The 13,598-nt window shown below is 74.8% G+C and carries 12 protein-coding genes; 5 read left to right on the top strand and 7 right to left on the bottom strand.

Features of this window, described 5'->3' with window-relative positions:
* Nucleotides 1-235 precede the first annotated feature (235 nt).
* The 5 genes from ABZ719_RS35775 to ABZ719_RS35755 form a co-directional block, all read right to left on the bottom strand.
* Nucleotides 236-1,321, bottom strand: coding sequence for an aminotransferase class V-fold PLP-dependent enzyme (locus tag ABZ719_RS35775; RefSeq protein ID WP_366729344.1), 1,086 nt, complete (start codon nucleotides 1,319-1,321; stop codon nucleotides 236-238).
* 90 nt (nucleotides 1,322-1,411) lie between these two features.
* Nucleotides 1,412-2,134, bottom strand: a complete 723-nt coding sequence (locus tag ABZ719_RS35770) for a DsbA family oxidoreductase (RefSeq protein ID WP_366729343.1) — start codon at nucleotides 2,132-2,134, stop codon at nucleotides 1,412-1,414.
* Between the two features lie 77 nt (nucleotides 2,135-2,211).
* Entirely contained in the window at nucleotides 2,212-2,715 is a 504-nt protein-coding gene (locus ABZ719_RS35765; RefSeq protein ID WP_366729342.1) for a GNAT family N-acetyltransferase, read from the bottom strand.
* Nucleotides 2,716-2,937: 222 nt separating this feature from the next.
* Entirely contained in the window at nucleotides 2,938-3,558 is a 621-nt protein-coding gene (locus ABZ719_RS35760) for a DUF1349 domain-containing protein (protein ID WP_366729341.1), read from the bottom strand.
* A 140-nt stretch (nucleotides 3,559-3,698) separates the two neighbouring features.
* Nucleotides 3,699-5,228: an aldehyde dehydrogenase (NADP(+)) gene (locus ABZ719_RS35755; RefSeq protein WP_366729340.1), complete on the bottom strand. Its 1,530-nt coding sequence runs from the start codon at nucleotides 5,226-5,228 to the stop codon at nucleotides 3,699-3,701.
* A gap of 206 nt (nucleotides 5,229-5,434) precedes the next feature.
* Between ABZ719_RS35755 and ABZ719_RS35750 the strand changes: the two genes are divergently transcribed.
* The 5 genes from ABZ719_RS35750 to ABZ719_RS35730 all read left to right on the top strand — a co-directional run bounded on the left by ABZ719_RS35750 (nucleotide 5,435) and on the right by ABZ719_RS35730 (nucleotide 11,314).
* Nucleotides 5,435-6,208: an IclR family transcriptional regulator gene (locus tag ABZ719_RS35750; protein ID WP_366729339.1), complete on the top strand. Its 774-nt coding sequence runs from the start codon at nucleotides 5,435-5,437 to the stop codon at nucleotides 6,206-6,208.
* A 3-nt stretch (nucleotides 6,209-6,211) separates the two neighbouring features.
* The gene (locus tag ABZ719_RS35745) at nucleotides 6,212-6,682 is read left to right on the top strand and encodes a GNAT family N-acetyltransferase (RefSeq protein WP_366729338.1); all 471 of its coding nucleotides are present in this window, start codon (nucleotides 6,212-6,214) and stop codon (nucleotides 6,680-6,682) included.
* Nucleotides 6,683-7,431: 749 nt separating this feature from the next.
* A complete protein-coding gene (locus ABZ719_RS35740; protein WP_366729345.1) occupies nucleotides 7,432-8,700 on the top strand; it encodes a histidine kinase in 1,269 nt (422 codons plus the stop codon).
* A 209-nt stretch (nucleotides 8,701-8,909) separates the two neighbouring features.
* Complete coding sequence (locus ABZ719_RS35735; protein ID WP_366729337.1) at nucleotides 8,910-9,791, top strand: response regulator transcription factor; 882 nt, start codon at nucleotides 8,910-8,912, stop codon at nucleotides 9,789-9,791.
* A 71-nt stretch (nucleotides 9,792-9,862) separates the two neighbouring features.
* The gene (locus ABZ719_RS35730) at nucleotides 9,863-11,314 is read left to right on the top strand and encodes a penicillin-binding transpeptidase domain-containing protein (RefSeq protein WP_366729336.1); all 1,452 of its coding nucleotides are present in this window, start codon (nucleotides 9,863-9,865) and stop codon (nucleotides 11,312-11,314) included.
* Between the two features lie 123 nt (nucleotides 11,315-11,437).
* On the opposite strand, the gene ABZ719_RS35725 is transcribed toward ABZ719_RS35730, so the two are convergent.
* Complete coding sequence (locus ABZ719_RS35725; RefSeq protein ID WP_366729335.1) at nucleotides 11,438-12,238, bottom strand: HAD family acid phosphatase; 801 nt, start codon at nucleotides 12,236-12,238, stop codon at nucleotides 11,438-11,440.
* A 114-nt stretch (nucleotides 12,239-12,352) separates the two neighbouring features.
* Nucleotides 12,353-13,492, bottom strand: coding sequence for a pectinesterase family protein (locus tag ABZ719_RS35720; RefSeq protein ID WP_366729334.1), 1,140 nt, complete (start codon nucleotides 13,490-13,492; stop codon nucleotides 12,353-12,355).
* Nucleotides 13,493-13,598: the final 106 nt, after the last annotated feature.

Below are 13,598 nucleotides of genomic sequence, written 5' to 3'. Positions count from 1 at the left end.
GCTTCTTACGCCCCTGCGGAATCCGGTCCGCTCGGATCTCGAAGTCCATCGCACCCCTTGAACTGGGGTGTTGCAACGACTCCTAGAACCCAAGGTGGGACGGGAGGCCCCTTTCCCGTGCCCGCGCGCGCCCGGATGCGGCGGTCCGCGGGTCCGTGGGCGGCCGGGGGGGCGGTGCGCGGTGTGCGGCCGTCCGCGCGTGCGCCCGCGCCCGTGCGGCCGTGGCGAGCCGGGTTCAGCCCGCCAGGACGTCCAGCAGACGGTCCACGTCGGCTTCCGTGTTGTACAGGTGGAAGGCGGCCCGCAGGTTGCCCGCGCGGGCGGACAGTTCGATGCCCGCGGCGCTCAGCTCGCCCTGCCGGTCGCCGAGTCCGGGCACGGACACGATCGGGGAGGCGGGCGCGGGGACCGGCTCGTGGCCCAGCCGGCGCAGCCCGGCACGGAACCGGTCGGCCAGCGCGAGGTCGTGGGCCCGTACGGCGGCCACGCCCAGCTCCTCCACGAGTTCCAGGGAGCGGCGGCCGCCCGCGTAGGAGAAGAGCGCCGGGCTCTCGTCGAACCGGCGTGCCGAGTGGGCCAGTTCACCGACCGGGCCGTAGCAGCTGTCCCAGGGCCGCTCCCCCGCCACCCAGCCCGCGAACAGCGGGTGCAGACCGCCGAGGTCGCCGGGGACGACGAGGAAGGCCACGCCCCGGGGGCACAGCAGCCATTTGAAGGCGACGGCGGCGACGTAGTCGTGGGCGTCCGCGTCGAGGTCCAGCCAGCCGGCGGCCTGGGAGGCGTCGACGTAGGTGCGGGCCCCGTGCTCGCGCGCCGCCGCGCGCAGGGCGGACAGGTCCGCGATCCGGCCGTCCGCCGACTGCGCGGCGCTCACCGCGACCAGCGCCGTCCCGGGGCGTACGGCCTCGGCCAGCCCCTCCAGCGGCACACTGCGCACCTTCAGGTCACCGCGCACGTGGAACGGGTTCACCACGGAGCTGAAGTCGCCCTCGGCGGTGAGGACCTCGGCGCCCTCGGGGAGCGAGGCGGCGATGAGCCCGCTGTAGACGGCGACCGAGGCACCGGCCGCCACCCGGCGGTCGGGGACCCCGGTCAGCCGGGCGAAACTCGCGCGGGCCGCCTCGACGTCGGCGAACATGTCGGTCGGCCGCCCGGCGGCGGCCGCGTCCACGGCGGTGCGCAGCGCCGTCACCGTACGGGCCGGCAGCAGCCCGAGGCTCGCGGTGTTCAGGTAGGTGTTCTTCGGGGCGAACTCGGCACGGACGAGGGTCTCGAAGGTCTCCATGGGACCACTGTGCGGCCCGGCGAAGTCGAAGTCCATCGCGAATTCCTGCCCGGTTCCCCCAAGGAACGCTTATGCACGGGCTCCGACCTCGGCGGATGCGCGCATCCGCCGCAGGCCGGGCCGCGCTCAGTCCCGCGGGACCGCGCAGCCGTCCGGCCCGCAGGCCTCGGCGCCGCCGCTCGCGTCCTGGAGCAGGGTCAGCGGCGCGCGGTCGCCCCACGCCCGGGTGAGGGCCTGGGCGAACACCTCGGCGGGCTGGGCGCCGGAGACGCCGTAGGTGCGGTCGAGGACGAAGAAGGGCACCCCGGTGGCGCCGAGCTGGGCGGCCTCCTGCTCGTCGGCGCGGACCTCGTCGGCGTAGGCGGCCGGGTCGGCGAGCACCGCCCGGACGGCGGCCGCGTCGAGCCCGGCGGCCACGGCCAGCTCGACGAGCCGTTCGTCGCCCTCGGAGAACACGGACCGTTCCTCGGCGAAGTTCGCCCGGTACAGCGCGTCCAGCAGCTCCCCCTGCCTGCCGTGCTCCTTGGCCAGGTGCAGCAGGCGGTGCATGTCGAAGGTGCTGCCGTGGTCGCGGTCCCGGGTGCGGTACTCCAGCCCCTCGGCGGCGGCCTGGGCGCCGAGGTCGTCCTCACCGGCCTGCGCCTGCGCCTGGCTCATGCCGTACTTCCGGGTGAGCATGGTGAGCACGGGCGTGACGTCGCCCTTGGCCCGGTGCGGGTCCAGCTCGAAGGACCGGTGCACCACCTCGACCTGGTCGCGGTGCGGGAAGGCGGCCAGCGCCTTGTCGAAACGGGCTTTTCCGACATAGCACCAGGGACAGGCGATGTCCGTCCAGATCTCGACGCGCATGCTCTCGGCTCTTCTCCAGGTCGTACGGGGGCGGAGGGGGTCTCCTCGCCGGTGCGTGAACGTTCAAGCAGCCACGTTCATTCCCCCGTCACGGTGAACCGCAGGTCCAGGTGGTGGTCCCCCGGGACGGGCGGGCTCCCGGGGTCGGGGAACCAGCCCCGGCGGGTGTAGAAGGCCTGGGCCCGGGCGTTGTCCGTGTGGACGTCGAGGACGGCCGTGCGCCTGCCCTCGGCCCGCCACCGTTCCACGCAGGCCCGGTGCAGGGCCGTGCCGATGCCGGAGCGCCAGCGGCCGGGGTCGACGTGGAACTGGAACAGCTTGACGGTGTCCGGGGCCGCACCGTCCGGGGTGCGGAAGGAGGCGACGCCGACGATCCGGTCCCCTTCGACGGCGCACAGCACCGGCGCGTCGGGGCGTTCGATGGAAGCGCGCCAGGCCTCGCCCCAGTCGAAGTCCGCCTGCGGGACACCGTCCGGGTAGTACGTCGAACGGGCCCGGAGGTGGAGGCCGGCGACGGCCTCGGCCTCGGCGGGCAGGGCGGCGCGGATCACCAGGGCGCCGTCCGCGCGCCCTCCGCTCACGCGCCCGCCGTTCACGTGGTCACCGGTCTCGTGTCCGCCCCTCACGCGTTCCCCGTTCGCGGGTTCCCCGGGCCGGCGCCCTGTGGCCCTGCTTTCCCCGGTCCCGTGTTCTTCGGTCATGAGGGGGAGGACGGCAGCGGCGGCCGGGGCGGTTCCGGCGCGGCCGCCGCTGCCGGGCGGGCGGCGCCGGGCCGGCCCCGAACGGTTCCGGCTCGTCCCGCTCTAGCTCCCGTCCCGCAGGTCCGTGAGGCCTCGCGGCCGGAACTCGATGCGGTCCCAGGTCACCGTGCACCCCTCCCCGACCGGCGACTGCGCCATGAAGCCGACCAGGGTGCCGCCCGCCGCCCCGGCGCCGTCCAGGGTGAAGACGCGGACGAAGGTCCAGTGCGCGCCGTCGCGGGAGGCGTGGAAGGCGAACGCCCGGCCGGTGCGGCTCACCCGCAGCCACACCGAGTCGCCGTCCACGGTGAAGGAGTTGGCGTCGTCGGAGTGCCCGCGGGTGACCACCGTGCAGACGGTGGGCACGTCCGGGGAGTTCTCCAGGCAGAGCTTGGCCCAGGCCCGTTCGCCGACGTGCACGTAGAGCACGCCCGCGTCGAAGGCGGCGCGGAAACCGACGGTGACGCGGGCGACCAGCTGGAAGTCCCCCTCGGGCGCCGCGCCGAGCAGGCGGGGCGCGTCCGAGGCGGGGTCCAGCGCGTCACCGGCGGGCGGCACGAAGCGGTCCTGGCGGGGGCCCGCCCGGCCGGTGAGGGCCCCGTCCGCGACGGTCCACCGGCCGTCGGGCCCGTAGGGACTCAGGGCGAAGGGGAGGGCGGGCAGTTCGAGAAGTCCGGCGTTCATCGGCGCAGTCTCCCAGGGCCGTGCGGCCCGCCTCCCGGCGGCCCGCTCCGGGGCAGCCCCCGCGCTACCCCGCCGGTCCGCCCGCAGGGCGCCGGGGCGGCCGGGCGGTGCCCTCCCGGCCGCCCCCTCACCGTCCCCCGTCAGCGTTCCAGGCGGCCGTCGTAACGGCGCGGCAGGCCCAGCGGGTTGTCGTCGCGCAGTTCCGGCGGCAGCAGGGCCTCCGGGGCGTTCTGGTAGGCCACCGGCCGCATCCACCGCTCGATGGCGGTGCCGCCCACGGAGGTGGACGTGGAGGTCGTCGCCGGGTAGGGACCGCCGTGGTGCTGGGCGGGGGCCACGGCGACGCCGGTCGGCCAGCCGTTGACGAGGACGCGGCCGGCGAGCGGGGTCAGTTCGGCGAGGAGTTCCGGGCCGCGCCCCTCACCGGCCGCCTCCTCGCTGGAGAGGTGGACCGTGGCGGTGAGGTTGCCGGGGAGCCGGGACAGGACGGCCGTCGCCTCGCTCTCGTCGGTGTAGCGGGCCACCACGGTGACCGGCCCGAAGCACTCCTCCAGGAGCAGGTCGTGGGCGCCCTCGCCGGTCAGCTTCCCGGCCGGGACGGCCAGGAAGCCGGCGCTCACCGTGTGCTCGTCGCCCGCGCCGGGAGCGAGGGGGGTCTCCACCTCGGGGAGCGCGGCGCGCTCGGCCACGCCGGCGAGGAAGTTGTCGCGCATGCGGTGGTCGAGCAGGACGCCGTCGCCGGTGCCGGCGACGACGTCCGTCAGGGACTTCACCAGCCGGTCGCCGGCCTCCCCCGCCGGGGCGAGCACCAGGCCGGGCTTGACGCAGAACTGGCCGACGCCCAGGGTCATCGACCCGGCGAGACCGGCTCCGATGGCCTCCGCCCGCTCCGCGGCCGCCGCCTCGGTGACGAGGACGGGGTTGAGGGAGCCCAGCTCGCCGTGGAAGGGGATCGGCACCGGACGGGCCGCCGCCGCGTCGAACAGGGCCCGGCCGCCGCGTACGGAACCGGTGAAGCCCGCGGCGGCGACCAGCGGGTGCCCGATCAGTTCGACACCGGCCCGGAAGCCGTGCACGAGGCCCAGCACACCCGCGGGGATGCCGTGCTCGGCGGCGGCGCCGCGCAGCACCTCGGCGACCTGCTCGGACAGCGCCGGGTGGTCGGGGTGGGCCTTGACGACCACCGGGCAGCCGGCGCCGAACGCGCTGGCGGTGTCGCCGCCGGCGACGGAGAAGGCGAAGGGGAAGTTGGAGGCGGAGTACACCGCGACGACGCCCAGGGGCACCTTGTAGCGGCGCAGGTCGGGGACCGGCGGCGTGGCCGTGTCGTCGGGGTGGTCGATGACGACGTCCAGGAAGGCGCCCTCGTCGACGATGTCCGCGAAGGCCCGCAGCTGGTAGCAGGTGCGGGCCAGTTCCCCGGTGAGCCGGGCCGGGCCGAGCGCGGACTCCGCGTCGGCGGTCTCCACGAGCCCGTCCCGGGCCGCCTCCAGGCGGTCGGCGGCCGTGCGCAGGAAGGCCGCCCGGACGGCGCGGTCCGCGAGCGCGCCGCGCGCGTCGTGCGCGGCGCGGACGGCGGCGTCCACGTCCTGGGCCGTGGCCTCCACCGCAACCTGTTCGCGCTGCTTCCCGGTACGGGGATCGACACTCCAGACTGGTGCTGCTGCCACCGCGGGTCCCTCCACAACGTCCTGCCGCTCTTGCTGTACTTGCCGGGTATGCCGTGCCTGCGTGCTCGCCACCACGTGGGCCATCGGTCGTCGCCACGTGGGTCGTCCTCGGGTCATCCACCAGAGGTGTTCGATATACTGAACGCTGTCTCTGATGATGAATGCACCAGGAGACTATTTCTCGTCGAACGAAGGGGTCAAGGGCGATGTCGGCAGGCGAGACAGGCGGCGGGGCACAGGTCAAGTCCGCCGTGCGGACCGTGGAATTGCTCGAGTACTTCGCCGGCCGGCCCGGCATGCACTCCCTGGCCGCGGTCCAGGAGGCCGTCGGCTACCCCAAGTCCAGCCTGTACATGCTGCTGCGCACCCTCGTCGAACTGGGCTGGGTGGAGACCGACGCGACCGGCACCCGGTACGGCATCGGCGTGCGCGCGCTGCTCGTCGGCACCTCCTACATCGACGGCGACGAGGTGGTCGCGGCGGCCCGGCCCACGCTGGACCGGCTCTCCGACGACACCACCGAGACGATCCACCTCGCCCGGCTGGACGGCACCAACGTCGTCTACCTCGCCACCCGCCAGTCGCAGCACTACCTGCGTCCCTTCACCCGCGTCGGACGCCGGCTGCCCGCCCACTCCACCTCGCTCGGCAAGGCGCTGCTGAGCACCTACCCGGACGAGCAGGTCCGCAAGATGCTCCCCGAGACGCTGCCCGCGCTGACCGAGCACACCATCACCGACCGCGAGAAGCTCATCGAGGAGCTGCACCAGATCCGCGAACAGGGCTTCGCCGTGGACCGCGAGGAGAACACGCTGGGCCTGCGCTGCTTCGGCGTGGCGATCCCGTACCGGACGCCGGCGCGGGACGCGATCAGCTGCTCGATCCCGGTGGCGCGCCTGACGCCCGCGCACGAACAGACGGTGAAGGATGCGCTCTTCGACGCCCGTGACCGTCTGACGCTCGCCACCCGGAGGCTCTGACCCATGCGCGTCGCACTCCGCGAGGTCCACGACAGCGACCTGCCGGTGTTCTTCCGCCAGCTGAACGACCCGCAGTCGCTGCGGATGGCCGCCTTCACGCCGAAGGACCCGGCCGACCGCGACGCCTTCGACGCCCACTGGGCGAAAGTGCGCGCCGGCGGGGACGTGCTGCGCACGATCCTGGCCGACGGGGACGTCGTCGGCAGCGCGGCGGTGTACGGCGAGCCGGGCGAGCGCGAGGTCACGTACTGGGTGGACCGTGCCTACTGGGGTCAGGGCATCGCCACGGCGGCCCTGCGGGCCCTGCTGGCGGAGGTCCCCGAACGGCCGCTGTACGCACGGGCGGCGGCGGACAACACGGGCTCGCGCCGGGTCCTGGCGAAGTGCGGTTTCCGGCAGACCGCGACGGCCCGCGGGTACGCGCCGGCCCGCGGGGAGGAGATCGACGAGGTGGTCCTGACCTTGCGGGACTGACCGGGCCCTCGCCAGGCCGGGCCCCGGCCTGGCCGGACACCTCGCCCGGCCGGGCGCTTCGCCGGGCGGGGCAAGAGGGGCCGGGACGGGACAGCCCGGGTCAGGCCAGGCCGGTCGGGCCGGATCACGCCCGGCAAGCTCGACTCGGGCCCGCTCAAGGCAGGACCGCTCGACTCGGGCCCGCTCAGGGCAGGACCGCTCGACTCGGGCCCGCTCAAGGCAGGACCGCTCGACTCAGGTCGGCCCAGGTCCGGTCAGCCCGGGTCGGGAGGAGGACCGTCTCCCCCGTACGGCGGAGACGGATCACCGTACGGCAGGAGGCGCCGGGGGCGCGCGGCGCGGGAGCGTGGCCGTATGACGCGGTCCCGCTCCCCCGAACGCCTGGACGCACCGGGGCCCGGACGTTCCCGGGCCGTCGCCCCGGCCGGCCGGTGCCGCCGCGCGCTGTGCGCCGTCGCGCTCGCACGGTGACGGCCTGCCTGCCGTGCCTGGGCCCCGAGCCGGCCCGGACCGGCTCGGGCGCACCGGTCCGCCGGGGCGGCCCGCTCGCCCCCGGCCTCCTGGCCCCGGTGGGAGAACCCGCCGACCGGACCCCGCCGTCGGTGAACCTCACCTACGCTGGCCAGGTGGTCGCCGGCCCGCTGGTGGCCGCCCTGGAGGCCGCCTCCTCACCGGGCGCCCGGCGGAGCAGCGGCGCCGCTCGCGGGAGCAGGGGTGCGGGCGGCCCGGACGAGACGCGGGCAGGTGACATGAACAAGGCCCTCCGGCCGCTGCTCGGCCGCCGGACGCGGCGCCGCTGGGTCCACCTGATCCTGGGCGGCGCCCTCGCCATGCCGTACGTCCTGGTCGGCGCGGTCGTCGTCGGCCCGGTCACCGGCTCCTCCGAGGTGCTCACCTCCCTCCCGCTGCAACTCGCCTCGTTCGCGGTCGGGTTGCCGCTGGCAGCGGTCACCTCGCTGTTCCCGCCGACCCGGCCCATGTCGGTGGCGGCGGTGCGCGCGCTGTGCGGGGTGGACCCCGGCCGGCTGGCCGAGGGGCCTGCCCGGAGCCGGGCGGCGAAGGGCCGTACAGCGGTCTGGTTCACGCTGCACCTGGCGCTCGGCGGGATCGTCTCCGGCATGTCCCTGGCGGTGCCGCCGTTCGGTGCGGTGCTGATCGTGCTGCCGCTCGTGCCGGCCCTGCGCGACACTCCGGTACCCGTGATCGGCGGCTTCGGCCGTACCTGGGCGCCGGTGCTCGCGCCGGTCACCGGTGTCGTGACGCTGGCCGCGCTCGCCGCCTGCGCCGCGGGCTGCGGCGCCCTGCTGGCCCGCTGGGCGCCCGTCCTGCTGGGGCCAGGGCCCGAGGACCGGCTGGCGGCGGCGGAGGCGCGCGCGGCCGACCTCGCCGTGCGCAACCGGCTCGCCCGCGAGCTGCACGACTCGGTGGGGCACGCGCTGAGCGCCGTCACCCTCCAGGCGAGCGCGGCCCGCCGGGTGCTCGGCACCGACCCGGAGTTCGTGCGCGAGGCGCTGGCCGCGATCGAGGAGACCACGCGACGTACGGTCGGTGAACTCGACGCCGTGCTGGGCGTGCTGCGCGGCGGCGAGGCGGCGGGGAGGGCACCGGCGCCCACGCTCGCCGCCGACCTCGACGGCCTGCTGCGCCGCACCCGGGCGGGCGGTCTACGGATCACGGCCGAGGTGGCGGCGGACACCGGGGCGCTGGCGCCGGTCGTCTCCCGGGAGGCGTACCGCATCGTCCAGGAGGGTCTGGGCAACGCGCTCAGGCACGCGGGCGGGAACGTCCCGGTCGCGCTCCGGGTCGGTGTCGCGGCCGGGCATCTGGAGATCACCGTAGAGAACCCGGTCACCGGGCCGGCGCGGGAGAGCGCGGCACGCACCGGTGGCGGCCACGGCCTGCGCGGCATCGCCGACCGGGCCGCGCTGCTGGGCGGGACCGCGCACGCGGGTCCGTCCGACGGGCTGTGGCGCCTGTCCGCCCGCCTGCCGCTGCACGCACCGGAAGGAACCGCATGACCACGCCCCCCGGCCCCGCCGCACCCCTCGGCCCCGCCCGGCCCACCACATCCCCCGGATCGGCCCCGCCCACCGCCTGGCCCCACTCGGCCGCACCGGCCGCCCCCACGGGTCCCACCGCGCCCGCCGGTCCGGCTGGCCTTGCCGGGCCCGACGCAGCCGCCACGCCCACCACACCCACCGGACCCGCCACGCCCACGACAGCCCCCATGCCCACCGGAACCACCGCGCCCACCACAGCCCCCGGATCTGCCACGCCCACCACACCCACCGGATCCGCCGCGCCCTCCGAATCCGCCGCGTCCTCCGGATCCGCCGGCTCCGGCGCCCCGGCCGCCGCGCCGCCCCTGCGGATCGTGCTCGCCGACGACGAGCGCATGGTCCGCACCGCCCTGCGCGCCATCCTCGCCGCCGAACCGGACCTGACGGTCGTCGGCGAGGCGGCGACCGGCGCGGAGGCGGTGTCCGTCGTGCGGCAGACGCGGCCGGACGTGGTGCTGATGGACGTCCGCATGCCCGGTGTCGACGGCATCCGGGCCACCGAACGGATCCTGGCCGAGGCACCCGGACCCGCGGGGGCGACCGGTCCGGCGGGTCCGGCGGGCGCCGCACAGACCGCACAGACCGCGCAGAGCGCGCAGAGCGCGGGGCCCGCGGGGCGGCCGGCCGGTCCGCGCCCCCGCGTCATCGTCGTCACCACCTTCGAGAACGACTCCTACGTCTACGACGCCCTGCGCGCCGGGGCCAGCGGCTTCCTGCTCAAGCGGGCCGACGCCGACACGCTGGTGCGGGCGGTGCGGCTGGTCGCGCACAGCGACACGCTGCTGTTCCCCGCGGCGGTGCGGGCGCTGGCCGTGGAGCACGCGCGGAGCGCCCCCGCGCCCTGGGTGGCGCGGCTGACCGGCCGGGAGGGCGAGGTGCTGCGGCTGGTGGCGGCGGGGCTGACCAACGCGGAGATCGCCCGGCGGATGGGGGTCGGCCCGGCCACCGTGAAGTCGCACGTGGCGGCGGTCCTGGCCAAGACCGGTGCCCGGGACCGCACACAGGCGGTCATCGCCGCGTACGAGGCGGGGTTCATGAACATGCGATGAGAAAACAGCGGAACAGGAACGATTCGTCCTGTTCCGTTCGTCGTCCTGGACGCGATGACTGGGATGAACGGATGAACAAGACGATCAGGCGGGTGTCCGTCTTCACGCTGCTGCTCGTGTTCGCGCTGCTGCTCAGAGCGACCTGGGTGCAGTTCTACGAGGCGACGGCCCTCGCGGACGACAAGGGCAACCGGCGCGGGGTGATCAAGACGTACAGCGGGCCGCTGGGGAACATCGTCGTGGGCGGCAGCGCGGTCACCGGATCCGCGCGGACCACGGGTGGTGACCTCGCGTACAAACGGACGTACGAGGACGGCAAGCTGTACGCGGCGGTCACGGGTTACAGCTCGCAGGTCTACGGCGCGACCCAGCTGGAGGGCGTCTACCAGGACCTGCTGAACGGCTCGGACAGCACGCTGAAGAGCCCGCTGGACGCCCTCACCGGCGAGCGGGCCACGCCCGGGGACGTGATCACGACGATCGACCCGGACGTCCAGAAGGCCGCCTACAAGGCGCTCGGCGACAAGAAGGGCGCCGCCGTGGCCATCGACCCGGCCACCGGGAGGATCCTCGCGGTGGTCTCCACGCCGTCGTACGACCCGACCGTGCTGAGCACCGGTGACGGCGCCGCGTGGAAGGAGCTGACCGGGGACCCCGACAAGCCGATGACGAACCGGGCGCTGCGCCAGCCGCTGCCGCCGGGCTCGACGTTCAAGCTGGTGGTCGCGGCGGCGGCGCTGGAGGACGGGCTGTACCCGTCGGTGGACGTGCGGACCGACAGCCCGGACCCGTACCGGCTGCCGGGCACCACCCGTGACCTGGCGAACGAGAACCCCTCCGCGCCGTGCGAGAACGCCACGATCCGCACCGCCCTGCAGTACTCCTGCAACAACGTCTTCGCGAAGATGGCCGTCGACCTCGGCCAGGACAAGGTGCGGGCGATGGCGGACCGGTTCGGTTTCGACGACACCTCGCAGGACGTGCCCGTGCGGGCCTACCCGAGCGTGTACCCGGCGGGGATGGACAAGGCGCAGACCGCGCTGAGCGGCATCGGCCAGTTCGACGTGACCGCCACCCCGCTCCAGATGGCCATGGTGTCGGCGGCCATAGCCCACGACGGCACCCTCGTCTCCCCGCACATGGTGTCGCGCACCACGGACGGTGGCGGCGACGTGGTGCAGGACTACGACCACGACCCGGAGAGCAAGCGGGTCGTGAGCGCCGCCACCGCCGCTCAGCTCCAGTCGGCGATGCGCACGGTGGTCGAGCAGGGCACCGGCACGAACGCGCGGATCGACGGCGTCACGGTGGGCGGCAAGACGGGCACCGCGCAGCACGGCGAGAACAACAGCCAGGTGCCGTACGCCTGGTTCACCTCGTACGGCACGTCGGACAGCACGGGCAAGCAGGTGGCGGTCGCGGTGGTCGTCGAGCAGTCGGACGCGGCCCGCTCGGAGGTCAGCGGCAACGGTCTGGCCGCGCCGGTGGCCCGCGCCATGATGCGGGCCGCGCTGGAGGACTGACGCTCCGGTCCCGCACGGGGGCGCCCGGGCGGCGCCCCCGTGGCCCGGTCCGTCCTGGGGCGTGTTTCGAAAGTCCCGCCTGTCCCGCCCTTCGGGCGGACGGCACCGCTTTCGAAACGCGCCCTAGCCGACGAAGTACGTCGGGTTGGGCAGCTTGTAGGTCCGGTCGGCGTAGCCGCCCTCGAGGTCGGAGTACTGGTCGCCGAAGTTGGCGACGATGTCGTACCCGAGGCTCTCGATGTGCTTGCGGGTGCCGGACTTGAACTGCACGGTGGTGCACTTCCAGGCGCCCGGCGCGGCGCAGCCGCTCAGGTACGCGGGCGGGTTGGCCGCGTCCTTGAGGAACATGTGGCCGGCGTCGAGGTTGACGTCGGCGCCGACCTTCTTCAGGTTCTGCACGGCGGCGGAGCGCTGGGCCTCGCTCAGGCCGGAGTTGTAGAAGACGGCGACGCCCTTGGCCGCGGCGTACCGCACGAGCGCGGGGCTGCCGAAGACCTCCGGCCGGTCGGCCTTGTCGACGTACGCGGCCCAGGTGGCGCCGTTGTAGCCGTAGTTGTTCTTCTTCTCGTAGTCCAGGCTGAGCAGCAGCGTGTCGTCGATGTCGAACACGACGGCCGGCTTCTTCCCCCGGTGCCCGTGCTGCGCCGCCCGCGCCGCCTTGTCGATCTGCCGCCGGGCCTCCGCGTCGATCCGCGCCAGGTCCTTCGCGTACGGGCTGTCCGGCGATGCCTGGTAGACACCGCCGGCGTCGAGCGCGGTGCCGTAGTAGGTGTCGATGTCCTTGGTGAGCAGCCCGATGTTGTACGGCTCATGGGTGGAGTTGACGGTCGCCTGCCCGGCGGTGGCGGCACCGGCACCGTAGAGGACACCGCCGGCGAGGGCGCAGGTGGCGGCGATCGCCGCGAGACGCAGTGGCTTATTCATGACAGGTTTCTACGCGCGTCACCCCCGTGCGCGCGAGCCTCGTTGCCTGATCGATATCTACCGGTGCGCGTGCCGTCGTCCGCCCGCACCCCCCCCGTACGCCTGCCGCCGTCCTCATCGGTGCCGCCACGGCGTCCAGTCCCCCAGGTACGCCTCCCGGGTCGCCGTTCTCGCCTGGGGGGCCGTGAGTTGGGGGCGCTCGGCGGGGAAGGGGACGGCCGCGCCCGGGCCCTTGTCGTGGTATTCGGCGAAGCGCTGGGACTGCCACGGGTGGGCGGCGGACATGTCGGTGTAGGGCGCCGCCGCGTCGACGGTCCGGCCCAGCCAGGTGTCGCGGACCGTCAGCATGGGGCGGGCCGTGGGGTCGGAGCTGGGGACCCAGGGGCGGGCCAGTTTGTAGGACGCGGCCGGGGCCTCGCCGGTGACGCGGCCGGACGTGACCAGGTAGCCGCGCGGATTGGCCACCGCCGTGGAAGGGGCGAAGACGAAGCCGTAGGGGGGCGTCGTCAGGTCGGTCCGGTTCAGGGTGCGGAACTCGCACCCCTCGAACACCGCCGTCGCGCGGCCGAAGACGAAGTCGACGTCGCCCTCGACGTAGCAGCGGGCGTAGTACTGGCGGGCGAAGGCCGTCAGGGAGGCCGTGTCCGCGTACAGGGTGTCCTGGTGGCCCAGGAAGCGGCAGCCGAGGAAGGCCGAGCGGTCGCCCAGGACCTTCGCGGCCACCGCCTGGGTGCCGGTGACCCCCGGGTGGGCGGCGCGCAGCCAGTCGTTGGCGAAGGTGATCCCGTGTGCGGTGAAGCCGTCGGCCTTCAGGGTGGCCGTGGCCGAACCGGAGGTGCCGTAGGGGCCGGAACCGTCGGGTTTCGGGGTGCCGGCCGCGTTGTCGTACACGATCGTCACGTCACGGGCGTCGTCCGTGGCGCCGAGCCAGGTCATGTCGGTGAGGGCGGCGGGGACGGTGATCGTCTCCCGGTAGGTGCCCGCGGCCAGGACCAGGGTCCAGCCCGGCCCGGTGGCCGCGTCCACCGCCGCCTGGACGGTGGTGACGTCGCCGCGGCCGTGCGGGTCGACGTACAGGGTGCGGGGCGTGCGGCGGCCGGCCGGTGAGCCGTGACGGCCGAACGGGCGGGGGTGTCCGGCGGCCCGCGCGGGCGGTGCGGGCAGGCCGAGGGCGGGCGGTGCGGGCAGTGCGGTCAGGCCGAGCGCGGCGGCCGCGGCGGCCGAGCCGCGCAGCAGGTCCCTTCTGGAGGGCATGCGGGTGCTCCTTCACGTCACGGGATGTCCGGGGCAGGGGCGGGCCGGGGCGGCGGGGAGACCCTGGTGTCCGGCATGCCGGGGCTCGCCGAGGGCGAAGGCACTG

Origin of the sequence: Streptomyces sp. NPDC006743 (assembly GCF_040703815.1) — a bacterium.
Classification (GTDB): Bacteria; Actinomycetota; Actinomycetes; order Streptomycetales; family Streptomycetaceae; genus Streptomyces.
The sequence above is the reverse complement of the archived record's forward strand: the minus strand, read 5'-3'. Positions and strand labels throughout refer to the sequence as shown.